We start from the raw sequence: 24,347 nt of genomic DNA, 5'->3' as shown, positions 1-24,347 counted from the left end.
GCGGGCGGCTGCCGAGAAGATGCCGGACAGTATCGTAGGGTGGATTAGCCTAAGCGTAATCCACCTGCTGCCTGACTGGGCAACCTGTCATCACGCCAAAACGATGGTGGATTACGCCCAGGCTAATCCACCCTACGGGAGACGCGGGACAGGGATGATGTCAGGTGGTTGGTGACAAGGTTTGCTGCATCCGCCAGCGCAGTCGCCAGCCTAGCAGAATGGCCGCCACGGTCAGGCCGGCTACCAGCCCGATCCAGAAGCCGGCCGGGCCCATGGGCTCGCCGAACCACTGGGTCAGGCCCAGGCCGTAACCCAGTGGCAGGCCTACACCCCAGTAGGCGAACAGGGTCATGATCATCGGCCAGGCAGTGTCTTCGAAGCCGCGCAGGCAGCCGTTGGCGCAGACCTGCAGGGCGTCGGATACCTGGTATAACGCTGCGAACAGCAACAGATAGGTGGCCAGTTCGATCACGTCCCGGTTATTGGTATAGATATGGGGGATCCAGCTTCTTGCCAGGACCAGCGCCGCTGCTGCCGTCACCCCCACCACGGTGGTGATACACAGTGCCACCTGCACCGCATGTCGCAGTCCCGGCTCGTCGTGGCGTCCCCTGGCATGACCCACCCGGACCGAGGCGGCCAGGGAAAAGCTGAGCGGCACCATGAAAATCAGCGAGGTGAAATTCAGGGCGATCTGGTGGCTGGCCACGATCTGTGCGCCCAGGCTGCCAATCAACAGGGCAATCACGGCAAAGATGCTGACCTCGAAAAAGATCGACAACCCCACCGGCAGGCCCAGGCGCAGCATGTACCCCAGGCTGGCCATTTCAAAATGGCGCCGGCGCAGATTGAGCGGGGCGTGCTGGTACACAGGATGGCGATGGGTATAAAACAGCATCATCAGCGCCATGGACCACATCACCAGGGAGGTGGCCCAGCCACAGCCCACACCGCCCATGGCAGGAAAGCCCAGCTTGCCGTAAATCAGCACATAGTTACTGGGAATATTGATCAGCAGCCCGATCACGCTGAACAGCAGCACCGGGCGGGTGTGATTCATGGATTCCGTGTAGCTGCGCATGGCCAGCATCAGGGCGGCACCGGGCATGCCCCAGCTGAGCGCATCCAGATAGCCGCTGACCAGCGGGCGAATGGCCGGGTCCACATCCATCCATACCAGTACCGGGGCGATGCTGCGCAGGATCAGGGCGCAGAGAATCCCCAGCCCCAGGCCCAGCCAGATGCCCTGCTGGGCGAGCGGGTTGATGCGATGGTAAGCTTCGCCGCCGAGATGGCGGGAGAGAATCGGGGTGGCGCTCATCAGCACGCCGGTCATGAACAGAAACAGGGGCACCCAGATACTGGCGCCCACCGCCACTGCGGCCAGATCATTGGCACTGACTCTCCCTGCCATCATGGTATCCACAAAGCCATTGGCGGTCTGGGCCAACTGGCCGCCGAGAATGGGCAGGGCAAGTGTGAGCTGGGCGACGAGCTCCTGACGACGGGATGACATAGGCGCGACGAATCTTATGGGTGATCTTGGCGGTAAACCACAGGGCCAAACAAAGGCGGCTACCATACCGCAAAGCGCTGTCCGGGGGCACCGTAGCGAGGACCTGGACAGACTGTTTAGGGCCACTTTTTTTCATTCCCACACCACTGTGCTGGAAGGTGGCGCGGACGAGCCTGTATATCGTCCGGGCAACCCCCATCGTATCTGTTATACCCGCGATTATTTCCGCAGCGCCCTGCACGAAATCGCCCACTGGTGCGTGGCGGGTTCGGCGCGGCGTCAGCAGGAAGATTATGGCTACTGGTATGCCCCGGACGGACGCAATGCCGAGCAGCAGGCGCAGTTCACCCAAGTAGAAGTGTTGCCCCAGGCTTATGAGGCGCTTTTCTGCGCTGCTTGCGGCCATCCGTTCCGGGTGTCACTGGATAACCTGAATGGGGATGCGGGGGATGAGAGGGACTTTGCAATGAAGGTGCATGACAAGGCGCGCTCCTTGGTAAAAAACGGCCTTCCAGAACGCCCCCGACTCTGGTGTCAGACCCTGGCAGATTTCTACGGTCGGACGTCTATTTCCCTGGAGGAGGGGCTTGGCGAGGTTTTTGATTGCCCCTGATGAATGGACTGAAGTGTTTCAGTTAACAGTGAACAGTTAACAGCGACGCGACCGGGCTTTTCTGGTGCTGAAACGAAAGAGGCCGCGCTCAAATCATGGGCGCGGCCTCTTTCGTTGTAGATTGTGCTGACCTTTGGCGCGAGCTATTAACTGTTAACTATTCACTGCCCTTAAAGTCTGCCGCTGCGTTTCAGCATCAGATAAAGGTTGTTGAGCTGCGCCGGCATGTGCTGCGGGGTGGTAGCAGTGACCAGGGCGCCGGCGTGGCGCAGGCGGGTGTGCAGCTCGTGGCGGGCCTGTTGCTCTTGAGCATCGGCGCACACTTGCAGGGCCTGATCAAAATCGTTGCCCACCGGTTGGCGTGACAGCTGTTGCTGCTCTGGCAGCAGCATGTCGGCAATCAGCACCAGATGGTGACGGCGCAACAGCGACACGGCAGTCATCAGATCGTCCAGGTCTTCCTGCTGCAGGCGGGTAACCAGTACCACAAGGGCTCGTCGGCGGCTGCGGCGGACCAGTTGCCGGGCGGCCAGGCTGAAGTCGCTGGCATGCTGGCTGGGGTGCAGGTCGTAAAGCCCGTTGAGCAGGTGGTTGATGCCCTGCTGGCCCTGCACCGGCGGTAGCCAGCGTGGCTGGTCGCCGGAGAACAGCATGGCGCCGGCCTTGTCCTTTTGCTTTAGCGCGCTCCAGGCCAGCAGCAGGGCGGCGTTGAGGGCGTGATCGAAGCCGGTCAGGGCACCCACCGGCATGCCGAGGCGGCGCCCGCCATCCAGCATCACCAGCACCTGCTGATTCTGCTCATCCTGGTATTCCCGGCTGATCAGGCTGCGGCGCCGGGCAGTGGCCTTCCAGTCGATCTGGCGCAGGCTGTCACCGGGGTGATATTCGCGTAGCTGATGAAATTCCATGCCTTCGCCCCGGCGCGGTTGCAGGCGGGTGCCGGTGAGCAGGTGAGCATGGTTGGCATCCAGTCCGCTGTGGCTGAGCCGGGAAAAATCCGGATAGACCGGCACGGTGCAGGCGGCGTCGCATACCTTGCGCACCTGCCACAGCTTCAGGCGGCTGGGGAACCAGAACACCAGATCGCCGAACTGTACCGGGCCGCGTCGGCTGGGCCGATAGTGATAGGTCAGCTCGGTCAGTTCTGCCTTGGCCCGCGTCAGGGTGGCTGGCAGGCCGGTGTGGGGATCATCACCGGGGTGCTGGTCGGCCAACTCTACGCTTTCCGGCAGGCTAGCCGAAGAAACCCGTACTCGTACCGGGTGCGGCTGCTGAACTGAAAGAGCGGTGGGCAGCTCCCGCTGCGCCTGCGGTGCAGGCAGGCGGCGGGCGTGCCACAGGTCCAGCAGGGCAATCACCACGGACAAAGCGCCCAGCGCCCACCACAGGGCCACGGCAAGAATCCCCGGTATGACCAGCAACGCCAGGGCCAGTAGTGCCCAGAGGCCGGTGAGCAGGAGAAGACGCGGTGCCGGCTTCATTGCTTCGGCGCTTCCACCTGTTCCAGCAGTCGACCCAGGACGGTTTCCGGAGTCTGGCCTTCGATTTCCGCATCGGCACTGAGCTGGATGCGGTGGCGCAGCACTGGGCGGGCCACCTGCTGTACATCGTCCGGGGTGACAAAATCGCGGCCCTCGAACAGGGCCTGTACCCGGCTGGCACGGGCCAGGGCGATGCTGGCGCGGGGGCTGGCGCCGTGGCTCAGGCCGCTGAAATCACGGGTGGCGCGAACGATGCGCAAAGCATAGTCGAGCACCTCGTCATCAATCAGCACGCTGTCGCTGAGCGCCTTCATGGCTTTCAGGCCGGCGGCATCGGTGACCGGGCTCAGGCTTTCCACATCCAGGCTGGCGCGGATGGTGCCGTCCAGCACCATGTTTACCAGGCGAGTTTCGTCGGCGTGGTCCGGGTAATCGATCAAGACCTTGAACAGGAAACGGTCCAGTTCCGCTTCAGGCAACGGATAAGTACCTTCCTGGTCCAGAGGGTTCTGGGTGGCCAGCACCATGTAGGGTTCGTTCAGGGTGAACGCCTTGCCTTCGATGGTGATCTGCCGCTCCTGCATCACTTCCAGCAATGCTGCCTGGGTCTTGGCCGGGGCCCGGTTGATTTCATCGGCCAGCAGCAGTTGCGTGAAGGCGGGACCGCGGCGAATGCGGAACTGCTCGCTTTTCTGGTCGTACATGGCGTGGCCGGTCACGTCCGTGGGCATCAGGTCCGGGGTGAACTGGATGCGGTTGAAATCCAGCTCCAGCACCTTGCCCAGGCTGCGAACCAACAGGGTCTTGCCGAGCCCGGGCACGCCTTCGATCAGTACGTGGCCACCGGAAACCAGGGCGATCAGCACTTCACGAACCACCTGGCGCTGACCAATCAGCACCTGGTTGAGGTGGTGTTCAATATCCTGGGCCAGGCGGGCAGCCTCGGCCAGGGTGGTGGGCTGTGTCATGTTTCACTCCTCAGTGCTTGCAGCAGGGCCACCTGCTGGGTGAGCTGGTCGCGGTTTGCCGGGGGCTGTGTCAGTGCATGGTCCAGTTGCGCCACGGTGACCTTCAGATGCGCGGCGGCACGTTCCAGGGCCTGCTGGCGCTGGTGATGGTAACGGTTGAGTCGGGCTTGCGCCTGCTGGCGCAGGGCGGTGAGCAGGGTGTCCTGCTGTTCGGTGCGCCACTGGAAATAGCCACTGGCGTGCAGATGCTGCAGGTAATCCCGGTTGTTGTCTTCGGCCACTGGCTGAATCGGGCCCCGACGGGGGATGCGTGACCATAGCCACAGGGCGACAAGCAGCAGCAGCGCGGTTCCCAGTTCCGGGGCGCGCAGCCATAACCATTGCAGTAGTGGTGGCATGGCTACAGAGCGCACGAACCACACCGGCTGGTTGCCGGTGAGCCAGGCCAGCAGCCAGGCGTGGTCGAAATAATGCAGATTCTGGTTGTCCCACAGCCCCAGGTCGGTGAGCACGGTGACCTGACCGTCGCCCAGGGAGAGCTGGACCAGCTGACTACCGTATTCGTTGTCCGCATAGGCTGTCACTTCCACCGGCCACTCGGGGAGAAATTCTTGCTCACCGCTGTCCTCATTCCAGCTGTTGTGCCAGAGCACATGCTGACTGTGCAGCTGGATACGGCGGGAGGGCTGGTCATCGCCGGCATGCAGCAGCAGGGGATCCGGTTGTGGGGGCGCCTCGCAGGCCAGTGCCTCGCAGGTTTCACGCAGTTCGTCGTTATCGGTCTGCAGGCAGTATTGCAGGGGGTTGCCAGCAAAGGCAGGCAGGGCATCGAGCAGTTCGAAAAACGGATCCAGCTCTTCGTCGTCGGTTTCGTGCTCACTTTTCCAGACAGTGATCCCGAGGCTGTAGAGCAGAGGGTCATTGTCCTGCCACTCCATCTCGGTGGCGGTATCTTCATCCCGGGATTTTGGCAGTGGGCGTGCTTCGACGATCAGTTCGCCGCCAGTTTCCACCCATTGCAGGAGCGTTCGGACCTGACTGTGATTGAGCAGGCCGCGCTGTTTATCGATGACCAGGGTGGTGGCGTCTTCCGGCAACGGAAACAGGGCCGCGGCACTGAGCACCCGTTTGCTGGGCTGCCCTCGCTGTGCCAGCCAGTCCTGGGTGGCGCTGTAGGGATTTCTTTGAATGGTGCTATCCGGCGCCGCCCGCTCGATCACAGTGACCGGCTCGGTGAGTGCGTAGTAGGCGATTATCAGGGCCATCACCAACAGGGCGCCCAGCCAGGGGAGCTTTCTACGCATTGGCAGCCTCCTCGGCGTTGATCTGCTCCCAGTCAGTCAGCAGGGCGCGCACCGCATCGGCATCCACCGGACGATGTGCCCAGGCGGTGCTGATCCACGCCTGGATCAGGCGCTGCAGGTAGAGAATCGGCAGGGGCTCGCCATGGGTGGCCTTGAGGTTACGCAGGCATTGCTGCTCGGTGCTGCCCGCCGCCAGTGCTACCGGATAGCGGCGCAGCAGGCTGGCCAGGGCACTGCGCAGCATCAGCGACAGGGCCAGGCGAATGTCGTTGGCGGCCAGTGCTTTTTCTACCGCCTGGCGCAGGTTTTTTGGCAGGCTCTGGCGGCGAATATCCATGCCGGCAACGTGGGTGGGAATCACCGGGGTGGGGGCCTGATGCCGTCTGCCCAGACCCAACTGATCCATCACCTTGGTGAGCAACCAGATAACCAGCCCGGCGAACAGGGCCCAGAACAGAATCCACAGCACGGCATCGGGGATGTCGAAGGGCCGAGAGGAAGGTTCCTCTTGCTCATCATCGTCCAGGTTATCGAAGAAGTGCTTCCAGAACTTTTCCAGCCAGCTGTTGCTGTCGTCGTCCCGGTCTTTCCATTGGCGCTCGGTGCGCTCTTCGAAGGGCATATAGTCCGGGCTGGCCAGTAACTCGATGACCTGTTGTTGTTCTTCATTGCGGGGGGCGGGTTGAGCCGACACGGGTTCCGGCAGGGGCAGCATCAGGCCTAGTAGGATGAGCACGGTGGCGCCAGCGCCGGTGCGGGTTGCCCGGTGGCGGCCAAGACGGGTCAGCCCCAGTTGCAGATCCCAGCCTTCCAGCCAGGTGCGCTTGTTAAGATAGAGGGCAAAGCCACAGGCCACGTAGAGCGGTTCGGTGACACACATGACCAGGTACAGGGTGGCACTGGCAATGGCCATCTGCAGGGCGCCCTGATCGTAGAACCAGTCGCTCCATTCCAGGCTGAACTGCCAGGGCACCAGGGTATAAAGCAGCACCATCAGCCCCATGGCCATAAACTGCTCCAGGTGCAGTACCACGATGGTCATGATGCCGGCCCGGTTGGAGGGGTAGCTGTTCAGCGCCCGCAAGCGCTGGCTGAGCTGTTCGCCTTTCGCGCCCTCCAGCTGCCAGACGCAGGTATTGAAACTGCGTGCGGGGCTGAAACGCCGCCAGGTGAGCTGGCTGGCGAGGCCGGGCAGGGCGTAGTGACGCCAGCGCTGGAATAATTGCTTCAGGGTCAGGGTTTCCGCAAACAGGGCATGGCTGTACCAGGCCAGTAACGGACGCTCCCAGAGTGGCTTGAGCCACCAGAAAAGAAACAGCGGCCACAGCGCTTCTGCCAGTAGCGACCAGCCAAGCATGAGTCCGAAAGGCACCAGTGTGAATGCCAGCCATACCCACAACACCGGTGCGGCCCATTGCCGATACAGTTTTGTGCCCAGGTCCACCGCCTGCCAGGGGCTACGCGGTGCCAGGCGGGCGCTAGCCTTTTCCAGCTCCACGTTGACGTCCCCCGAAGAAAAGATAGAGATAAAGCAGTGCCCAGCAGGCGGCACCGACACTGTATTTTATGGTGGCGTCGAAGTCTCTGGGCGACCAGAAGGCTTCGATGAAAGCGGCCAGCAGCAGCAGGGCAAAGACCCCGTACATGGTTGGCAATGCATCCCGTGCGGCCAGGCGCAGGGCATCCAGCCGCGACCATTGGCCCGGCGCGATAATCGCCCAGCCCAGTCGCAGCCCAGCTCCCCCAGCCAGCACGATGGCGGTGAGTTCCGGAGCGCCGTGGGCGATCACGAAGGTAAAGAAGGCCTCATGGCCGCCGGTGTTGATCAGGTGGCCGGCGATGGCACCAAAGAAACTGCCGTTGAACAGCATGACAAAAATGGCGCCTACGCCTAAAAGCAGGCCGCCGGCAAAGGTACGAAAGGCAATGCCGATGTTGTTCTTGATGTAGTAACCGAACATCAGCACATCATCTTCGCCCTCGCGCCCGGCATGGATGTCGCCGCCGGCAGAATCCTCCGGCTGGTACATGAGCTCCAGCTCCGAGAGCATGGCTTCGTCCACCACGGTGTAGACCATCTCCGGTTGTTGTTGCACCAGAGCCCAGGCAAGAGTGATGGAGAGAATAAAACTGAGTGCGCTGATCAGGTGCCACTTCCATTGTCGGCGAACGGCACCGGGGAATCCGCTGGCAAAGAATTCGCCAATGCGATCCGCCAGGGGCGGGTTGTAGCGGTACAGTTGGCGGTGGGCGCGCAGCACCAGATTGTTCAGGTATTGCTGAAGTTCCAGGCTGTAGGTGCGCTCCCGGGCCAATGCCAGTTGATGGCAGAGCTGGCGGTAATCCGCCACGAAGCGGTCCAGTGGCAGGCGTTTCTTGCGCGCCACCCGCAGAGCTTCCAGTTGATCCAGTTGCTGTTCCAATGAGTCCCACAGCGCGCGGTACTGTTGTTCGAAGCGAGCCTGTTTCATTGGGCTCCCTCAAGCAGGTAACGGGTCACGGAGCGCAGACGTTCCAGTGCCAGTTGCGGGCTCAGTTCCGGGAACGCCAGTTGCGCCAGCTCTTGCTGGCGGGCTTCAGAAAACTGGTCCCGTCGCTCGTGGAAAGCCAGGAGGGCCAGTTGGTCCTGGGCGCTGAGTGGCCAGTCCGGTGGATTGGCCGGGTCGTTATGTTGCTTGCGGGTGGTCTCGGTTTTCTCGATATGCACCACAAGGGTATTGGCTGCCATATCTCCCAGGCGCTGATAGCGGGGGCTGATCAGTGTAGTGACGAAACCCAGCAGGTAAAACAGCGGGAAGGCATCGGCGGTGCGCAGCAGATTTCGGATCAGACTGCCGTTGAAACTGAGCGGGCTGCCGTTGGCGTGGACCACGGCAATGCCCATGGCTTTCTTGCCAGGGGTCTGGCCATGGCGCAGGGCTTCGAACAGGGTGGGGTAAAACCATTCCAGAGCAAAGCCGATGATCAGCAGCAGACCGATGCCCATTTTGCCGAGCAGGCTGAGCACAATGGCCAGTACCGCGAAGATAATTAAGCGAAGGGTGAGGTCGATGCCATAGGCCATGGCCCGGGTCACCGGGCCGGCCAGGGACAGGCTGAGCATGGCCCCTTCCGGTGTTTCGACCTCGAACCGTTCGTCAATCAGCATGTTGCCCCTGGCGAATCTGCAGCGCAGAGAACACGAACAGCATTACCGTCAGTGAGGTCTTGGCAATGGCCAGGGTGCGTATCGGCGGCGGGTCCAGAAGCTGGATGGCATAACCGCAGAAATAGAACAACAGGATGAAGCACAACCAGGTGGCCTGGCGCTTGTTGCCACTGATCACGGCCGGCAGCATCAAGAGCAGCGGGGCATAGAGAATCACCGCAAAGATAATACTGGAGACAATATGCACGTCTGGCGGCGCCAGGCTGAACAGCCCGGTAATACCGACAAACAACAACAGTGCGTAGCTGATACGCAGAAGCAGAAGATTCATGTTCAGGCCTTGAGTTGGCGGGCGAGGGTGGCGAGACGTTTGCCCAGCGCCCTTGCCAGAGAGATTTCATGGTCGGTCAGCGACGGGTCTGCGTCGGTGCCGGCGAAGTGGGTGGGGCCATAGGGCGTGCCGCCACTGCGGGTATCCAGTAGTGCTTGTTCGGAATAGGGCACACCGGTTATCACCATGCCGTGGTGCAGCAGCGGGGTCATCATGGACAGCAAGGTGCTTTCCTGGCCGCCGTGCAGGCTGCTGGTGGAACAGAACACGCCGGCGGGTTTGCCGATCAGAATGCCTTTCATCCACAGATCGCTGGTCTGGTCGACAAAGTATTTCAGGGGGGCCGCCATATTGCCGAAGCGGGTGGGCGACCCCAGCGCCAGACCACTGCATCCGGCCAGGTCATCCAGGCTGGCGTAGGGAGCTCCCTGTTCGGGTACGGCGGGTTCGCTGGCTTCACAGTTGGCAGAGACTGCCGGCACCGTGCGCAGTCGCGCCTCCATGCCGGTGCTTTCGATACCGCGGGCTACCTGTTGCGCCAGGTTGGCGACACTGCCGTTACGGCTGTAGTAAAGCACCAGTACATAATCCGTCATGATGGTGTCAGTCCAGCAGGTTAAGGGCGTTTTCTGGCGGGCGGCCCAGTGCGGCCTTATTGCCCCTTACCACGATGGGGCGTTCAATCAGTTTCGGATACTGAATCATTGCTGCGATGACATCATCATCGCTGCTTTCCGTCGACAAGCCGGCAGTTTTATAGTCGGCTTCCTTGTTGCGTACCAGATCATGAGCCCTGGCAAAGCCGAGTTTCTTGACCAGGCTTTTCAGGGTGGCGGCATTCGGGGTGTCGTCCAGATACTTTACGATGGTGGGCTGGATGCCGTTTTCTTCCAGCAATGCCAGCGTCTGGCGGGATTTCGAACAACGCGGATTATGGAAGATGGTGTAGTCCGTCATGAGTTTTGCATATTCTGTGGGTGAGGGTGACATTGTAAGGTGCCTGAATCCGCTGGCAAGGAGAGGATGCCGATAACATGGAAACTGATGAAAACGTCATTCCGGTACGCGCCAGGCTGGATTCCATTCGCGCTTTTTTTGCACTGCTGGTGCGTCAGTTCAAGGAAGATGGTTGTCGGGAAAGCGCTGCCGCACTGACGTACACCACGCTGTTTGCCATTGTGCCGGTGATGACAGTGAGTTTTTCGGTGCTGGCCTCGGTGCCTGCGCTGAAAGGCAAGGGGGTTCAGCTCCAGCAATGGGCGTTTGAATACTTCGTGCCGTCGGCGGGCAATATGCTCCTGGAGCACCTGCAGTCGTTTGCCCGGCAGGCCACCAATCTGACCGGCCCGGGGGTGATTATTCTGATCATCACCTCGGTATTGATGCTGCGTACCATCGAGCAGACCGTGAACCGTATCTGGAAAGTACGCAGCGCTCGCAAGGGACTCACCAGCCTGATGATGTACTGGGCGGTGTTGTCGCTGGGGCCGATTTGTCTGGGGGCGGGTCTGGCGATCTCTTCCTACCTGACCTCCCAGGCTATTTTCAGTGATACCGTGAATTATCTCGGTGGGGTCAGGCTGTGGCTGTCGTTGCTGCCTTTCCTCTTTACCACGGCCATGCTTACCTTGATGTATACGGTGGTGCCCAATACCAATGTGCCGCTACGCCAGGGCATACTGGGTGCGGCTTGCGCGGCGCTGCTGTTCGAGCTGGCGAAAAGCGCGTTTGCCTTTTTTATCCGCCAGACTCCCAGTTATGAAGTGGTGTACGGTGCCTTTGCGGCGGTGCCGGTGTTCCTGTTATGGGTCTATATTTCCTGGATTATCGTGCTCGGCGGCGCGGAGCTGGTGCGTGCTCTGGTGGTATTTCAGGAACATCGACGCCAGGTTCCCAGAATGCATGCGTTGATGCGTTTGCTGCATTCCTTCTGGCTGCGTCAACAACATGGCAAGGTACTGCGCAGCAAGGAAGTCCGTCAGGTGATGCGCGACTGCGGCGTGAGCCAGTGGGATGAATTCCGCAATCTGTTGATGGACGCCAAGCTGATACGGCGTACAGAGGAGGGCGGTTACATGTTATCCCGGGATCTGCGCAACCTGACCCTGGGGCAGCTGGTGGCCATGCTGCCCTGGCCTGCCCATAGCCAGTTGCGTGTGCGGCTGGGTAATGATGAATCCGCCTGGGAGCGGACATTGAAGGAAAAGATGGATCAGGCCCGTGACGGTATGATGGCGCCGCTGGAGATGCCGCTGGATACACTCTTTCAACGTCGCGACAGTATTGCCGACGAAGAGGAGAATCGGGAGAGCAATGATGGCGATCACTAAACATGTACTGGTGAGCGGTATGGTTCAGGGGGTAGGCTACCGGGCCTGGACCCAACACCAAGCCAGCCTGCGAGATCTTGCCGGTTGGGTACGTAATTGTGACGACGGCCGTGTGGAAGCCATCTTGCACGGCCCGCCGGATGCGGTATCGGCGATGCTGGACGCTATGCGCCAGGGGCCGGCCATGGCCCGGGTGGAGGAGGTCATCACCCGGGATGCAGAGGCGCCGCAGACCCGCCATTTTGAGGTAACTCGATGAAACAGGTTGAACTGGTAAACGGGGACTTGCGCTTTCCGGCCCTGATGGCTGGCAGCGGCGAGCCCGTGATTTTGCTGCACGGTTTTCCGGACACCTACGAAAACTGGGCGGTACAGATCAATGCCCTGGCGGCGGCCGGGTATACGGCGATTGCTCCGGCTCTGCGCGGTTATGCACCTAGCTGTCAGTCCGGGAGTGGTGATTATTCTGTTTATGCAGGGGTGGATGACCTGATGGTATTCGCCGCTCAGCTGGGCGGCCGTGTCCATTTGATCGGTCATGACTGGGGCGCAGCGGTGGGCTATCTGGCCTGTGCCCAGTCTCCGGAAACCTTCTGCTCTTTCAGTGCCCTGGCGATTCCGCCCTTGAGGCGTATCCCCCAGGCGCTGCTCAAAGTGCCCGAACAAGTGTTACTTAGCGGGTACATGCAATTTTTCCAGTTGCCGGTTGCACCGGAAGCCTGGCTCAAGCGTGGTGATCTCAGTGGTGTGGACACCCTGTGGCGGCGCTGGTCGCCGGACTGGGACCCCGGTCTCTATCTGGACAATGCCAAGCACACCCTGGCCGAACCGGGTGTTATCGGGGCGGCGCTGGGCTGGTACCGGGCCATGTTCAAGCTGTGGAAGAAGGAGCAGCGCAAAGCCCTGAGCTGGCTGGGTCAGGATATTTCCACGCCCACTCAGATACTGATCGGCGAGAATGATGGCTGTATGAGCCCCAAACTGCTCGAACACACTCTGGTAGAGAGTGACTTCAGCGGTGGTGTGGAGCTGCAGCGGATCGCCAATGCCGGGCACTTCCTGCACCTGGAGCAACCGGAAGTTGTCAACGATCATCTGCTGCGGTTACTCAATAATACCCGCTGCGATTGACAGAGCTACGAGCTACGAGCTACGAGCTACGAGCTACGAGCTACGAGCTACGAGCTACGAGCTACGAGCTACGAGCTACGAGCTACGAGCTACGAGCTACGAGCTACGAGCTACGCTTGGTTGGATCGGAAAGATTGGAAAGTTCCCGGGACTTCCTCATTTCTTACGAAGCCGCTGTAGGAGTACCTCTTGAGGTGCGAACCGCGCTTGCGCGGAAATCGACCGAAGGGCGATCAGGAATCCCAAAGCTCGACAGGTTCCAGAAAGAATGGTGGGTGGACCATCGTTGTCGCCTCGCTGCGCTCGGTTCGCGCCTCAAGAGGCGCTCCTACGGGCGGTTCTCTGGTTCGGGAGCGTTTTGTAAAATGTTCAGGCTTCACACTCTGCGCTATACTACGCGCCCCCAATTTGTCCCAGCAGGAGTAATCCCATGACGGTGATTCGCCAGGATGACCTGATTCAGAGCGTGGCCGATGCCTTGCAGTATATCTCTTACTACCACCCGGTGGATTTCATCCGCGCGGTGAAAGAAGCCTACGAGAAGGAAGAGAGCAAGGCTGCCAAGGACGCCATGGCGCAGATCCTGGTCAACTCCCGCATGGCCGCCATGGGCCGTCGTCCGATCTGCCAGGACACAGGTATCGTGACGGTGTTTGCCAAGGTGGGCATGAATGTCACCTTCGAAGCGTCCTCTGAAGGTGAAAGTATGAGCCTGGACGACATGATCAACGAAGGTGTGCGCCGGGCCTACAACCACCCGGAGAACGTGTTGCGTGCCTCGGTGCTGGCGGACCCAGACGGCAAGCGTGCCAACACCAAGGACAATACCCCAGCGGTGATCAACTACTCCATCGTGCCCGGTGACACCCTGGAAATCGATGTGGCCGCCAAAGGCGGTGGCTCAGAAGCGAAATCCAAGTTCGCCATGCTCAACCCGTCCGATTCCGTGGTGGATTGGGTGCTGGAACAGATTCCCAAGATGGGGGCCGGTTGGTGTCCGCCAGGCATGCTCGGCATCGGCATCGGCGGCACCGCCGAGAAAGCCATGCTGATCGCCAAGGAATCCCTGATGGATCCCATCGACATCCACGAGCTGCAGGCCCGTGGCGCCCAGACCCGTTCTGAAGAGCTGCGTCTGGAGTTGTTCGAAAAAGTAAACGCCCTCGGCGTTGGCGCCCAGGGCCTGGGCGGCCTGACCACCGTGCTGGACGTGAAAGTGGTGGATTACCCCACCCACGCGGCCAACAAACCTGTGGCGCTGATCCCCAACTGCGCGGCTACCCGTCATGCTCACTTCATTCTCGATGGAACCGGCCCGGCGGATCTGAAGGCACCGGACCTGGAAGAGTGGCCGGACATTGCCTGGGGCAACGACGAAGGCGCCAAGCGCGTCAATCTGGATACTGTCACCCCGGAAGAAGTGCAGACCTGGCAGCCCGGCGATACCCTGCTGCTGTCCGGCAAGCTGCTCACCGGCCGTGATGCCGCCCACAAGCGCATGGTGGACATGATCTCCAAGGGTGAAAAACTGCCCGTGGACTTCACCAACCGCTTTATCTACTACGTGGGCCCGGTGGACCCGGTGGGTGACGAAGTGGTCGGCCCCGCCGGCCCCACCACAGCCACCCGCATGGACAAGTTCACCCGCACCATGCTGGAAGAAACCGGTCTGATCGGCATGGTCGGCAAGGCTGAGCGTGGCGATACCGCCATTGAAGCCATCAAGGACAACAAGGCGGTATATCTGATGGCCGTGGGCGGCGCTGCCTACCTGGTGTCCAAGGCGATCCGTAAATCACGCGTGGCGGCCTTTGAAGATCTGGGCATGGAAGCCATCTACGAATTCGAAGTGGAAGATATGCCGGTGACCGTGGCCGTGGACTCCACAGGTGAATCCGTTCACAAGACCGGCCCGGTGATCTGGAAAGAAAAGATCGCTGCACGTTAAGCTCCTGCAAGTCTCGGAGGGGGTAGCCTGGCTACCCCCTTTCTTTCCCGTCCCGATCTCACAGGCGACGTTCTGTTGTGCGTATTGTTCCGGCTTTTCTCATTGGGTGCTTGATAGCGACTGTCAGCGGTTGCAGCACTGTGGTGCCGACCACGGCCGACTGGCTGGGCTGGACCCGTGCGCCAGCCCAGGTGGATGGGCTCGACTACCATGAGATCGACGCGCTGGGCGCCCGCGTAGGGGGCTGTCAGTCTCTCTATCAGCACCACCGGGATGCCCGTTACCTGAAAGAGCAGCAGGCTACGGCATGGCAGGGTGACTGCGTGGAGCAAATCGCCCGAGCCCGCAAGGCCCGGCGTTATGCGCAACAGGTGGATCTGGAGGTAGAAAGGGCCTGGCAGGCCGTGCTGGCCCACAAGGAAGCGCAGCGTCGGCAGGCACAGCGGCGTCGGGAGCTACGCGATGACATGCTTCAGGCCCAGAAAATGGCGGAAAGCCTGCGCAATGCCGAAGAGGAACAGGAAAAGGCCCAGAGCCAGCGTCTGGAAAGGCTGGACGGCGCCAATATCCACAACCTGATGCTGGAAGTGCCGAACCTGCCACTGGCGTTTACCGTGGGCTCCGCCTCGGCAATGACCTTGAAACGGTTTCTGGCCTGTCTGGAAGTGCTGTATCCCAATGAGGGGTATCAGATCCGGCGTGATGGCGACAAGCTGACGGTGAAGGCGGAGCGAGCCACCATGATGCGTGGTGATGTGCTGCTGGAAAGTCGCTATACGAGAATTTGGGACAACTGGACCTTGCAGTACCTGTCTGTGGGTGAGATCCGGGCGGAAAATGCCCAGGATCGCTACGTGCTTGCCCAGAACCTGCTGGGTTCCCAGTGTCAGCCTGACCGGCAAGAGGGCAATTAAGCCGGCTGCTCCCGTTTCTTAACGGCTCACCCCAAATCCTAAATCCCTGACCACGCGATTATCGTTCTGCGCCGTAGGGTGGATTAGCCGTAGGCGTAATCCACATATTCACGGTGTGCTGGTGGATTACGCTTGAAGCTAATCGACCCTACGCAACTGGCTTAGGCTTGAGGTTCGCGTTGCGAAACCCAGCCTGCCAGATCTGTCGAATAAGTCCGGGAGCCCGGCCCCATCCCTGGGGCTACGGAGATCAATCAGGTCTTCCTGGGGTCACAGTACGAAGGCCTGGGGCCACCCGGACAATCAATATACTGTTCATTTGGTCAGTGGTCAATCAAAGTGGCCAAACCCTGTCCAGACTCCACCGTAGGAGCGGCGCTCTCTGTGCTCCGCGGGTATGAGCCGCGAACTGACTTGCGAAGGCATTCCCAAGTACGGTTCGCGGCTTGAGCGCCGCTCCTACAGCTGGCTTCAACCCGCCCGCAGCTTCGGCTTCACCGAGATCAGCAGTGCCGGCAGCAGCGTCAGGTTGCTGAGCAGGGCCACCAGCATGGCCAGACCGGTGAGCAGGCCGAAGTACACCGTGGGGTTGAAGTTGGAGAACGCCAGAATCGAGAAGCCGGCAATGATGGTTAGCGAGGTGTAGTACATGGCCTTGCCGATGGAGCCGTGGCAGCGCTTCATGGTGGCCACGTAGTCGTTGTCTTTCGGCAGCTCTTCATGGAAGCGGTGGATGTAGTGAATGGTGTCATCCACGGCGATGCCGATAGTGATGGCAGTGATGGTGATGGTCATCAGATCCAGCGGCAGGCCGATCCAGCCCATCAGCCCCAGCACCAGCGATGCTGAGATCAGGCTCGGCACCATGCTGATCAGTGCCACAGGCAGGCTGCGGAAGAGAATCAGCAGCATCACCAGAATGGCGGCGAACACATAGCCCAGGGTCTTGATCTGGGAATCGAACAAGCTCTGCAACATGTTGTTGTAAAGCACCATGGCGCCGGTCAGATGCACCTGTTCCGGTTGCAGGCCGAAGTTGTTTTCCATATCGGTGCGGATCTTGGCGAGCAGCTCGTTGCGATTCAGGTTTTCGTCCGAGTCGATCACCCGCACGCTGAAGCGCACCTGGTTGCCGTCGTCTGACAGGTAGGGGCGCACCAGCTGGTCGCGCAGGTCCTCGGGAATGAAGCTGGCCAGCAGCATCAGCTGTACATAGCTGAGCGGCCCCTCGTTCAGTTTTTCCGCAACCTTGTAAGTCGTGGCGATGGACAACACCTTGCCGGTTTCTGGCAGGGATTGCAGGTAGTTCTGGATCTCCACCAGTTGGGCCAATCGGGCCGGGGTGAACCAGTAGGCGCCTTTCAGGGGATTGGGTTTGGCCTGTTGTGGTTCGGCAAACGGGTCGTCGGAAGGGGCGCTGGCAAAGGGATCTTCACTGCCTGAGGCGCCAGAGAACGGATCGCTGCCACTGTCTGCAAACGGATCGGGCTCTGCACTGGTGAACGGGTCGCTATCGCCGCCAGATGCGAACGGATCTTCGGCGCTATCGTCCATGGATTCACCATCCCAGCCGGTAGCCGGCTGGGATGACGCTGTCGCCGTGCGGGCTTCAGTGCTGGGCGCATCGATGACGATATCCAGTGGCGTCGTGCCTCCCAGCTTGCGATCAATCTGCAGCATGCCCTGGTAGATTTCGGTGTCTTCCTGGAAATAGTCGATAAAGCGGTTTTCCACCGTCAATCGGCTGACGCCCCACAGCGAGGCGACTACGGTGATAATGGCCAGCACCATCAGGGTAGGGCGGTGCTGTTCGGTAAAGCTGGCAAACGCCAGTGTGAACTTGCGGCTGAAGTCACGCCCCTGTTGTGGTTGGCCGGCCTTCAACGGACCCAGCAGGGCCGGGAAAACCAGAAAACAGACCACCAGCGCCACGCCCAGGCCAAAGGTCATCATCCAGCCGAAGTCGATCACCGGGCGAATCCCGCTGATCACCAGAGAAGAGAAGCCCACCATGGTGGTGAGGATCATGTAGATCATGGGCCGCATCATGTGGGCGGCGGTTTCCCGGATCAGCCACTTCTGGCTCGCATCCGGGTTTTCCTCATGCAGCTCCCGGAAACGCACGGTCAGGTGGATGGTGATCGACATGGTGATGATCAGCAGCAGTGATATGTAATTGCTGCTGATCACCGAAACCTTCCAGTCCATCCAGCCCAGCCAGCCGGTCACGGTCAGCACGGTGACGCCACAGCAGGCCAGGGGCACCACCACCCAGCGGGGGCGGCGGAAAATCATGAACAGGGTAACGATCAGAAAGGCCAGTACGCCGATCCCGAAAATTTTCAGGTCTGCGCGGATAAAACGCACCAGGTCAGTGGCGATCATGGGGACCCCGCCCAGGAACAGTTTTGCCTCGTCCCGGTAGGTGTCCATGATGTCGCGCACCTGATCAATCTCGCCGGCGGTGCGTTCCTGAATCTTGCTGCTGTAGTCACTGAAGGCCTGTGAGGCCTCTTCCAGCGCCTGTTCGCCGTCTTCGTCCAGTTCGCCCTCGTGTTGCTGAGTGCGTAGCTCATTACGCCGGTAGAGCAGCTCGTAATAGGTTTCGTCGCGCTCGAAACTCACCAGCAGGGCGGTGGTGTTGCCATCGTCGCTGACCAGCAGATCTTCATACAGCGGGTTTTCTTCGGTGAACTCCTTTTCCGCCAATGACAGGTCCACATCCTGGTCCGTAAGGGTACGGTAGTCGTTGGCCAGATCGCTGAATTCCACCTGGGGGCTGAACAGCAACGGCACATCCAGCATGCTGTACACCGAACTGACCCGGTCGACCTGTTTCAGATCGCTCTGTAATGCTTGCAAGTGTTCCAGCGTATTGCGCTGGAACAGCGGCGCCTGGGACGGCGTATAGGTGATGATCAGGAAATCACTGCCGCCATAGCGCTTGGAAATCTTCCGGTAGTACTGCAATGCCTCATCGTTCTCGAGCACCAGCGAATCTGCCGATGCATCAATTTTGAACTCCCGGGCCTGCCAGGCAGCAACCGCACAGAGCAGGGCCAGCAGAGCCAGCCAGAAAACCGGGTGTGCCAGCACAACCCGGCAGTAGGCATTAAACAGTCGATGAGTCATGAAGGAATCCGTTCAGGGTCAATAATCAGAACATGGCAGCGTATTCTGCCGCAAAGCGGGTATCGAAGCGGTGAATCAGTTTGCCGGCAGGCCAGGCCAGCAGGGTGAGCAGCCCTTCGGTCCATTCTTCCTGATGCACTCGGCAGCCACCCTGACCATCGTCGATAAACGTAAAGCGATGGGTAATACGGGCGAAGGGTAGATGCAAACCCCAGGTGATGCGCTCGTTTTCCTTGTATTCCATCACCCGGACCACCACCGGCGCCGGCGGCAGGCCGGGCAGGTCTGCCACAAACAACAGCAGGGCGCCGGGGCGCCAGTTGCCATTCAGGAGACGGGCATGACGCACTACCGAACACCAGTTCTGCCAGTTGGTGGCGTCGGTAAACAGTTTGAAAGCCTGCTTGCGCGAGGCCCGGGTGTCGGTGACCTCGTCGACCAGATAGCGTTTGAGCATAATCGATCCGGTTGTTGATTGGTTGAGCAAGGAGTTGTTCAGCGGCTCCCTAGAGTACTCACTGTCTGAGGGAAGCTCCAGTCGGTCAAACGGGCCAATCTATCAGGGTTGGTTGACCTGTCCGATGCCTTTGCCTAGTTTCGGGTGATTGCGAGGAAACACCATGACCACAACGTTGCTTCCAGCTTCCATTTTACCCGGCCTCCTTGAGGTATCGCTGCGCAGCCGCCTGGATGTGCAATCCCTGTTCGAGCGTGCCGGTATTGATGCGGACATTGTCGGTCGCAACGACCGTTTTATCAGCCTGCTGCAACTGGACGAGTTGCTTTATTCCGCGTTCAGCGACAGTGACGATCCGTTGTTCGGTTTGCATGTGGGGGCTGACAATCACTATGGCAATCTGGATCTGCTTGGCAACGTGATGGCAACGGCCGACACCCTGGAACAAGGGCTGGCCATGCTGTTTCGCTACAAGGATCTGGTGGTCCCTTATCTGGACTTCTCTCTGAATGCCATCGATAACGATGTGATGTTGGCGGTGGCCAGCAAGGACCCGACCCTGCGCTTTACCGCCACCCGCACCCATAACGAAGTGGTGGTGGCTACTATGGTGGCCATCGGCCGCTCCCTGCTGGGTGGCTCCATGCCGGTAAACGGAGCCTGTTTTTTGCACGACGAGCCGGTGGCGGATCAGGTGGCGGTTTACCAGCAGTTTTTTCAGTGCCCGTTGCATTTTGCCCAGCAACACAATGCCATCACTATCCCGGCCAGTCTGCTCAATGAACCGTTGCCCCGGGCTTATCCCAAATACAACGAGCGCCTGCGCAAATCCGCCGATGAGGTACTGTCCGGTTTATCACGGGCTGCCGGTGTGTCCGGCCAGGTGATCAAACAGCTGGAAATCATGCTGGGCGGGCAGGGCGTGACCATGGAAGCGGTGGCCGCCGCCCTGGCCATGACACCCCGCACCCTGCAACGTCGCTTGCAGGAGGAAGGCACCCGCTTTGCCCAGCTGCGCGACCAGGTTCGTCACCAGCACGCCTGTCAGGCCCTGCGTGAGCCGGGTTGTGACATGCAGGCATTGGCCATGGAACTGGGCTTTTCCGACACTGCTAATTTCTACCATGCCTTCAAACGCTGGCAGGGCTGCGCGCCGGGCCAGTACCGCAAGCAATTCGCCTGATATAGACAAGACTGCGACGTTTTGCCGCATTGGCATTGCCGGCGGTATCCGTAAGCTGCTCGCAATTGTTATTCAGTGGGGAAGCGAGATGCGCAGAACAGTTCATCTTCTCGTCGCGGCAACCGCGATGACCAGCATGGGTCAGGCTCAGGCCCATTACGATGGCGGGCGTGCCGACAGCCATGCGCCCATTTCAGTGATGGGCGACCATACCCATGGCAAAGGCGAATGGATGCTGTCCTATCGTTATATGGGCATGGGGATGAGTGGCGCCAGGTCAGGCAGTGAGTCGCTGAGCACCAATGAAGCCTTCGGCGAGATCCCCGGTATGGGCATGATGAACATGAAGGCATTGCCTTATGAGATGACCATGCACATGCACATGCTCGGAGCCATGTACGCGCCGACGGACAATCTCACCCTGATGGCCATGCTGCCGTACACCACCAACAAGATGACCACCAAAACTCGCATGGCCATGATGATGAACACCATGGATGACGAGTTCGACACCGAAACCTCCGGTATCGGTGACGCCAGCATTGGCGGCCTGTACAAGTTCTTTGATCAAGACGGCTATCGTCTTCACCTGAATCTGGTGCTGGGCTTGCCCACCGGCTCCATCGAGGAAGACGACTATGTGCCCATGCAGGGCAAGGAGATCCAGTTGCCATACCCCATGCAGTTGGGCTCTGGCAGCTACGAGGCGCGCCCGGGTATTACCCTGAACAAGCAATATCAAGGCTGGAGCTGGGGAGCGCAGGTCAGTGCCAAAATTGCGCTGGATGAGAATGATCAGGGCTACAAATTAGGCTCCCGGCGTTACTTGACGGCTTGGGCGGCCAAGCCGCTGGCTCCTTGGGCTTCCATCTCCCTGGCTGCCTACAAGAGCTGGTGGTCTGATATTCACGGTGCTGCCGAAGACCTGACTATCTCACCAATGATGAATCCGGCCGCTGACCCGGACGCCAAGGGTGGGCAGCGACTGGATATCGGTTTGGGACTGAACCTGTTGGGCAAGAACGGCACATTGAACGGCCATCGTCTGGCTCTGGAATACAAGGTCCCGGTTCACCAATCCCTGCATGGGGTTCAGATGGAAACCGACTACACCTTCACGGTGGGCTGGCAGAAGGCCTTCGGCGGGAGATAAGGGTTTTTTCGCAGGATGGTCCAAACAAGAAAAGCCGCCTCAAGAGGCGGCTTTTTTGTGATTCGATGGTGCCGGAACGCGGAATCGAACCGCGGACCTACTGATTACGAATTATTTTGATGTCATATTCGCCATAATTCATGGTGATTCATTATCTATCATTAGTCTTTGCAAATCATTGGGTTAGGCGGCATTATCGGTCCATGTAGATTCATGGGAATACCCGTGAATTCCTGCACGCTGTAGCACCAGCGTAGCACTGGGGTTAAGGGTTGGATGGGCCGATGACCAACAAACTGAATTTCACCAAGCGTAGCATTGACGGGTTGCCGCTCCCTGAGGGCAGCAAGCGCGCCTACTACAACGACGAGCAGGTGAAGGGGCTACAGCTGGCTGTAACCTCCAAGGGCGCAAAGTCTTTCGTGCTGTACCGCCGCTTGGAAGGCAAGCCGACCCGGTTGAAGTTGGGGGACTATCCCGCCATGACACCGGCTATCGCCAGGCAAGAGGCCTACAAGCTTCTAGGCGAGATCTCCAAGGGGGAGAACCCTCAGACTAAGAAAGTTGCCGAGAGGGCAAACAAGGTCACTCTGCTGGAAGCGTTTGAGGCCTATGTATCCACCCGCAAGCAGAACCTCAAGGAAAAGACCCTCTACGACTACCGGCGTCTGATGACTACGGCCTTTAAGGATTGGCACCGGAAGCGACTGGTAGACATTACAAAGGCCAATGTGCAGCGCAAGCACCAGGCTTTGACCACCAATAGCGGCCCCTCCTATGCCAACTCCGCCATGAGAGTGCTGAACGCGGTATTCAACTTCTCCCAGTACCAATACGAGGATGCCCAGGGAAATCCCCTAATACCGGTTAACCCTGTCGATATCCTTTCTCGCACTAGGACCTGGAACCGGACAAAACCTAGAGAAAGGTACATTCAGCCCCACCAACTCAAGGCTTTCGTTGGTGCTCTGGATACCTTGAGGTTAGAGGGGGTGGGGACACCGGCTGAAACCGTGGCGGATTACCTGGAATTGATACTATTTACCGGTTTACGTCGCAATGAGGCAGCTCAGTTAACCTGGGGGGGTATCAGTTTCGAGGCGAGGACCTTGACGATATCCGATACCAAAAACCGAAACACTCATATCCTCCCTCTGCCAGAAAACCTACAAAACCTGTTAAAGCGTAGGTTTACGGCCCAGAAAGAAAACCTAGGGCAGGTTTCTGGAGAAAACCTAAAAACAGGTTTTTCTAAAACCTATGTGTTCCAGGGGGAGGGGGCAAAGGGGTATCTGATTGAGCCACGGGCTCAGGTGCGCAAGGTTGTCAGCTTGTCGGGGATAGAATTCACTATTCATGATCTGAGGAGGACCTTCTCGATGATCGTCGCCGACCTCGATATCAATGCCTACAAGCAAAAGCGGCTTCTGAACCACAAAACCATGGATGTGACCGCTGGATATACTCCAATTGATTTGGAGCAGCTGAGAAAGCCTATGGATCAAGTGGCTAGCTTTATCCTCAGAGCCTCAGGCAGAGTCGAAGAGGTTTCGGTAGTCACAGCCATCGAGAGACAAATTTAGGAATTGGCGATCGGATATGAGCGACGATAAAAGTAGGAAGACACCATCTATCAATGATTTGGGGTCTAATGCCACTCCCGAGCAAATCGGGGAAGCGGTTCAGGCAACACTGAATGAGTTCAAGGAAGGCTTTGAAAAGATTGACCGGGCTAACCTAGAAAGGAGAGCTCGAGCCGTTCAGACCAACTTTCAAGGTGTCTGCGATGAGTGGGCAAAACGTGATTTTTGGTTGATTCGCGAAGGTATAAACCTTCTTATGCGAGAGCACCCTGAAACACGTAGCTACGATGAAAAATTTACCAAGCTGTGGGCGTTTGCCAGGACTTGCATCGGTCCGGGAGGCAGTTTGTTCGTCGTGAATCCAGAGGCGAAAGCTCTAACTAAGGCCGCTTTGTCAGATAAATACAGAGTGCGCCCGGCGGATCTTCTTGCTTGGGCGAAAAGTAAGCAAGTTCTGGTGCCTCAAGAATTGTTGGCTGCGGTTTATGGTGATGCCCCTGTTACTCCGACTTCAGCAGGAACAGCATCCCAGGAAGAGAAGAAGAGAGCTAGACGCCAGTCTATCCGGCAGTTCAAAGAGGTTGTGTACAGGCGAGCAAAGGAAGTGGGATTGGAATGGGCAGTAAACAACGGCCCGATCAATGTCACAAAAGCAGAGTTCAAAGATCTATTCGAACGGTACACGGGGGTTTCCCCAGAAGATCAAGTGAAGCTCGAAACCTTCAAACTTGATCTGAAAGAGCTGGGGATTCCATTCGCTCGGGGGGTTAAGAAACGGTCAAATAATGATCTGGGGAAGCTGTTTAATGCTTAATTGGGTATAGGAATTCACGAGATTACCCAATTTCGGGTGGTCGTATACCCAGCTTACCCAATTTTTTTTCCTCTTAAAAAACAACAAATTGCCTCCATACGTTAACTCACTTGGAGGCATTCGCATGAATTCCAATGACGGGCTCTGTACCCCAGTTGAAGCATCCCAGATTCTTGGGGTTACTACCCACACCCTTGCCGTATGGCGTTGCGAAAAACGCTACAACCTTCCCTATGTGAAAGTTGGGCGCTTGGTCCGTTACCGGCGCTCTGATATCACTGATTTTATTGAGCGTAGCCTCCAAGCTGCACCTGTCACTTGTGGCCTCCAGGCATAGGGGG

The 24,347-nt window shown here is 59.0% G+C and carries 23 protein-coding genes; 11 read left to right on the top strand and 12 right to left on the bottom strand.

The features are described from left to right. Positions 1-160: 160 nt before the first annotated feature. Positions 161-1,516 carry an MATE family efflux transporter gene (locus tag ACMG4N_RS12635; RefSeq protein WP_414431915.1) on the bottom strand — a complete coding sequence of 452 codons (1,356 nt, stop codon included), beginning with the start codon at positions 1,514-1,516 and terminating at the stop codon, positions 161-163. Positions 1,517-1,580: 64 nt separating this feature from the next. Between ACMG4N_RS12635 and ACMG4N_RS12630 the strand changes: the two genes are divergently transcribed. Beyond that, positions 1,581-2,129 (top strand): elongation factor P hydroxylase, encoded by a 549-nt coding sequence (locus ACMG4N_RS12630; protein WP_414433314.1) that lies wholly within the window; start codon positions 1,581-1,583, stop codon positions 2,127-2,129. 170 nt (positions 2,130-2,299) lie between these two features. Here ACMG4N_RS12630 and ACMG4N_RS12625 read toward each other — a convergent pair whose 3' ends face one another. Genes ACMG4N_RS12625 through arsC form a run of 9 tightly spaced genes read right to left on the bottom strand, consistent with a single transcriptional unit; the run spans position 2,300 to position 10,318 of the window. Beyond that, positions 2,300-3,610 (bottom strand): DUF58 domain-containing protein, encoded by a 1,311-nt coding sequence (locus ACMG4N_RS12625; RefSeq protein WP_414431914.1) that lies wholly within the window; start codon positions 3,608-3,610, stop codon positions 2,300-2,302. After that, positions 3,607-4,578, bottom strand: coding sequence for an AAA family ATPase (locus tag ACMG4N_RS12620; RefSeq protein ID WP_297769337.1), 972 nt, complete (start codon positions 4,576-4,578; stop codon positions 3,607-3,609). The genes ACMG4N_RS12625 and ACMG4N_RS12620 overlap by 4 nt, the downstream gene beginning before the upstream one ends. Then, a complete protein-coding gene (locus ACMG4N_RS12615) occupies positions 4,575-5,882 on the bottom strand; it encodes a DUF4350 domain-containing protein (RefSeq protein WP_414431912.1) in 1,308 nt (435 codons plus the stop codon). Before ACMG4N_RS12615 ends, ACMG4N_RS12620 begins: the two co-directional genes overlap by 4 nt. Beyond that, the gene (locus tag ACMG4N_RS12610; RefSeq protein ID WP_414431911.1) at positions 5,875-7,380 is read right to left on the bottom strand and encodes a DUF4129 domain-containing protein; all 1,506 of its coding nucleotides are present in this window, start codon (positions 7,378-7,380) and stop codon (positions 5,875-5,877) included. The genes ACMG4N_RS12615 and ACMG4N_RS12610 overlap by 8 nt, the downstream gene beginning before the upstream one ends. Beyond that, entirely contained in the window at positions 7,361-8,353 is a 993-nt protein-coding gene (locus tag ACMG4N_RS12605; RefSeq protein ID WP_414431909.1) for a stage II sporulation protein M, read from the bottom strand. Before ACMG4N_RS12605 ends, ACMG4N_RS12610 begins: the two co-directional genes overlap by 20 nt. Further along, entirely contained in the window at positions 8,350-9,030 is a 681-nt protein-coding gene (locus ACMG4N_RS12600; RefSeq protein WP_414431908.1) for an RDD family protein, read from the bottom strand. Before ACMG4N_RS12600 ends, ACMG4N_RS12605 begins: the two co-directional genes overlap by 4 nt. Beyond that, a complete protein-coding gene (locus ACMG4N_RS12595; protein WP_297769352.1) occupies positions 9,020-9,361 on the bottom strand; it encodes a DUF2069 domain-containing protein in 342 nt (113 codons plus the stop codon). Before ACMG4N_RS12595 ends, ACMG4N_RS12600 begins: the two co-directional genes overlap by 11 nt. Before the next feature lie 2 nt (positions 9,362-9,363). Continuing rightward, positions 9,364-9,957 carry an NAD(P)H:quinone oxidoreductase gene (gene wrbA, locus ACMG4N_RS12590; RefSeq protein WP_414431906.1) on the bottom strand — a complete coding sequence of 198 codons (594 nt, stop codon included), beginning with the start codon at positions 9,955-9,957 and terminating at the stop codon, positions 9,364-9,366. Between the two features lie 7 nt (positions 9,958-9,964). Beyond that, complete coding sequence (arsC, locus tag ACMG4N_RS12585) at positions 9,965-10,318, bottom strand: arsenate reductase (glutaredoxin) (RefSeq protein ID WP_297769357.1); 354 nt, start codon at positions 10,316-10,318, stop codon at positions 9,965-9,967. Positions 10,319-10,395: 77 nt separating this feature from the next. Here arsC and ACMG4N_RS12580 point away from each other — a divergent pair, with 77 nt between their 5' ends. The 5 genes from ACMG4N_RS12580 to ACMG4N_RS12560 all read left to right on the top strand — a co-directional run bounded on the left by ACMG4N_RS12580 (position 10,396) and on the right by ACMG4N_RS12560 (position 15,684). Further along, positions 10,396-11,691, top strand: a complete 1,296-nt coding sequence (locus tag ACMG4N_RS12580; RefSeq protein WP_297769360.1) for a YihY family inner membrane protein — start codon at positions 10,396-10,398, stop codon at positions 11,689-11,691. Beyond that, the gene (locus ACMG4N_RS12575) at positions 11,675-11,950 is read left to right on the top strand and encodes an acylphosphatase (RefSeq protein WP_297769363.1); all 276 of its coding nucleotides are present in this window, start codon (positions 11,675-11,677) and stop codon (positions 11,948-11,950) included. Before ACMG4N_RS12580 ends, ACMG4N_RS12575 begins: the two co-directional genes overlap by 17 nt. Then, positions 11,947-12,822, top strand: a complete 876-nt coding sequence (locus ACMG4N_RS12570; protein ID WP_297769365.1) for an alpha/beta fold hydrolase — start codon at positions 11,947-11,949, stop codon at positions 12,820-12,822. The genes ACMG4N_RS12575 and ACMG4N_RS12570 overlap by 4 nt, the downstream gene beginning before the upstream one ends. A 430-nt stretch (positions 12,823-13,252) precedes the next feature. After that, on the top strand, positions 13,253-14,770 hold the full coding sequence (locus ACMG4N_RS12565) for a fumarate hydratase (protein ID WP_414431903.1): 1,518 nt from the start codon (positions 13,253-13,255) through the stop codon (positions 14,768-14,770). A 143-nt stretch (positions 14,771-14,913) separates the two neighbouring features. Then, positions 14,914-15,684: a hypothetical protein gene (locus tag ACMG4N_RS12560; RefSeq protein ID WP_297769371.1), complete on the top strand. Its 771-nt coding sequence runs from the start codon at positions 14,914-14,916 to the stop codon at positions 15,682-15,684. A 471-nt stretch (positions 15,685-16,155) separates the two neighbouring features. Here the strand turns inward: ACMG4N_RS12560 and ACMG4N_RS12555 are convergent, their stop codons facing one another. Further along, the gene (locus tag ACMG4N_RS12555) at positions 16,156-18,816 is read right to left on the bottom strand and encodes an efflux RND transporter permease subunit (protein ID WP_297769373.1); all 2,661 of its coding nucleotides are present in this window, start codon (positions 18,814-18,816) and stop codon (positions 16,156-16,158) included. A 25-nt stretch (positions 18,817-18,841) separates the two neighbouring features. Next, positions 18,842-19,273, bottom strand: coding sequence for an SRPBCC domain-containing protein (locus tag ACMG4N_RS12550; protein WP_062816225.1), 432 nt, complete (start codon positions 19,271-19,273; stop codon positions 18,842-18,844). A gap of 163 nt (positions 19,274-19,436) precedes the next feature. On the opposite strand from ACMG4N_RS12550, the gene ACMG4N_RS12545 reads away from it, so the two are divergent. From ACMG4N_RS12545 to ACMG4N_RS12525, 5 genes are all read left to right on the top strand, one after another. Next, on the top strand, positions 19,437-20,456 hold the full coding sequence (locus tag ACMG4N_RS12545; protein WP_297769379.1) for an AraC family transcriptional regulator: 1,020 nt from the start codon (positions 19,437-19,439) through the stop codon (positions 20,454-20,456). 88 nt (positions 20,457-20,544) lie between these two features. After that, a complete protein-coding gene (locus ACMG4N_RS12540; RefSeq protein WP_297769381.1) occupies positions 20,545-21,609 on the top strand; it encodes a transporter in 1,065 nt (354 codons plus the stop codon). Between the two features lie 284 nt (positions 21,610-21,893). Continuing rightward, positions 21,894-23,192 (top strand): tyrosine-type recombinase/integrase, encoded by a 1,299-nt coding sequence (locus ACMG4N_RS12535; protein WP_414431899.1) that lies wholly within the window; start codon positions 21,894-21,896, stop codon positions 23,190-23,192. Positions 23,193-23,208: 16 nt separating this feature from the next. Then, positions 23,209-24,006 (top strand): hypothetical protein, encoded by a 798-nt coding sequence (locus ACMG4N_RS12530; protein WP_414431897.1) that lies wholly within the window; start codon positions 23,209-23,211, stop codon positions 24,004-24,006. Between the two features lie 124 nt (positions 24,007-24,130). Continuing rightward, positions 24,131-24,343, top strand: coding sequence for a helix-turn-helix domain-containing protein (locus tag ACMG4N_RS12525; RefSeq protein WP_414431895.1), 213 nt, complete (start codon positions 24,131-24,133; stop codon positions 24,341-24,343). Positions 24,344-24,347 lie beyond the last annotated feature (4 nt).

Source organism: Alcanivorax sp. IL2, assembly GCF_047495475.1.
GTDB lineage: Bacteria > Pseudomonadota > Gammaproteobacteria > Pseudomonadales > Alcanivoracaceae > Alcanivorax.
The sequence above is the reverse complement of the archived record's forward strand: the minus strand, read 5'-3'. Positions and strand labels throughout refer to the sequence as shown.

Bases quoted from the DNA above. Each gene is read 5' to 3' on its own strand.
- ACMG4N_RS12615 (WP_414431912.1), bottom strand. From the start codon at position 5,882: ATGCGTAGAAAGCTCCCCTGGCTGGGCGCCCTGTTGGTGATGGCCCTG.
- ACMG4N_RS12635 (WP_414431915.1), bottom strand. From the start codon at position 1,516: ATGTCATCCCGTCGTCAGGAGCTCGTCGCCCAGCTCACACTTGCCCTG.
- ACMG4N_RS12525 (WP_414431895.1), top strand. From the start codon at position 24,131: ATGAATTCCAATGACGGGCTCTGTACCCCAGTTGAAGCATCCCAGATT.
- ACMG4N_RS12620 (WP_297769337.1), bottom strand. From the start codon at position 4,578: ATGACACAGCCCACCACCCTGGCCGAGGCTGCCCGCCTGGCCCAGGAT.
- arsC (WP_297769357.1), bottom strand. From the start codon at position 10,318: ATGACGGACTACACCATCTTCCATAATCCGCGTTGTTCGAAATCCCGC.
- ACMG4N_RS12580 (WP_297769360.1), top strand. From the start codon at position 10,396: ATGGAAACTGATGAAAACGTCATTCCGGTACGCGCCAGGCTGGATTCC.
- ACMG4N_RS12555 (WP_297769373.1), bottom strand. From the start codon at position 18,816: ATGACTCATCGACTGTTTAATGCCTACTGCCGGGTTGTGCTGGCACAC.
- ACMG4N_RS12540 (WP_297769381.1), top strand. From the start codon at position 20,545: ATGCGCAGAACAGTTCATCTTCTCGTCGCGGCAACCGCGATGACCAGC.
- ACMG4N_RS12575 (WP_297769363.1), top strand. From the start codon at position 11,675: ATGATGGCGATCACTAAACATGTACTGGTGAGCGGTATGGTTCAGGGG.
- ACMG4N_RS12545 (WP_297769379.1), top strand. From the start codon at position 19,437: ATGACCACAACGTTGCTTCCAGCTTCCATTTTACCCGGCCTCCTTGAG.
- ACMG4N_RS12550 (WP_062816225.1), bottom strand. From the start codon at position 19,273: ATGCTCAAACGCTATCTGGTCGACGAGGTCACCGACACCCGGGCCTCG.
- ACMG4N_RS12530 (WP_414431897.1), top strand. From the start codon at position 23,209: ATGAGCGACGATAAAAGTAGGAAGACACCATCTATCAATGATTTGGGG.
- ACMG4N_RS12570 (WP_297769365.1), top strand. From the start codon at position 11,947: ATGAAACAGGTTGAACTGGTAAACGGGGACTTGCGCTTTCCGGCCCTG.
- ACMG4N_RS12565 (WP_414431903.1), top strand. From the start codon at position 13,253: ATGACGGTGATTCGCCAGGATGACCTGATTCAGAGCGTGGCCGATGCC.
- ACMG4N_RS12595 (WP_297769352.1), bottom strand. From the start codon at position 9,361: ATGAATCTTCTGCTTCTGCGTATCAGCTACGCACTGTTGTTGTTTGTC.
- ACMG4N_RS12535 (WP_414431899.1), top strand. From the start codon at position 21,894: ATGACCAACAAACTGAATTTCACCAAGCGTAGCATTGACGGGTTGCCG.
- ACMG4N_RS12605 (WP_414431909.1), bottom strand. From the start codon at position 8,353: ATGAAACAGGCTCGCTTCGAACAACAGTACCGCGCGCTGTGGGACTCA.
- ACMG4N_RS12600 (WP_414431908.1), bottom strand. From the start codon at position 9,030: ATGCTGATTGACGAACGGTTCGAGGTCGAAACACCGGAAGGGGCCATG.
- ACMG4N_RS12625 (WP_414431914.1), bottom strand. From the start codon at position 3,610: ATGAAGCCGGCACCGCGTCTTCTCCTGCTCACCGGCCTCTGGGCACTA.
- wrbA (WP_414431906.1), bottom strand. From the start codon at position 9,957: ATGACGGATTATGTACTGGTGCTTTACTACAGCCGTAACGGCAGTGTC.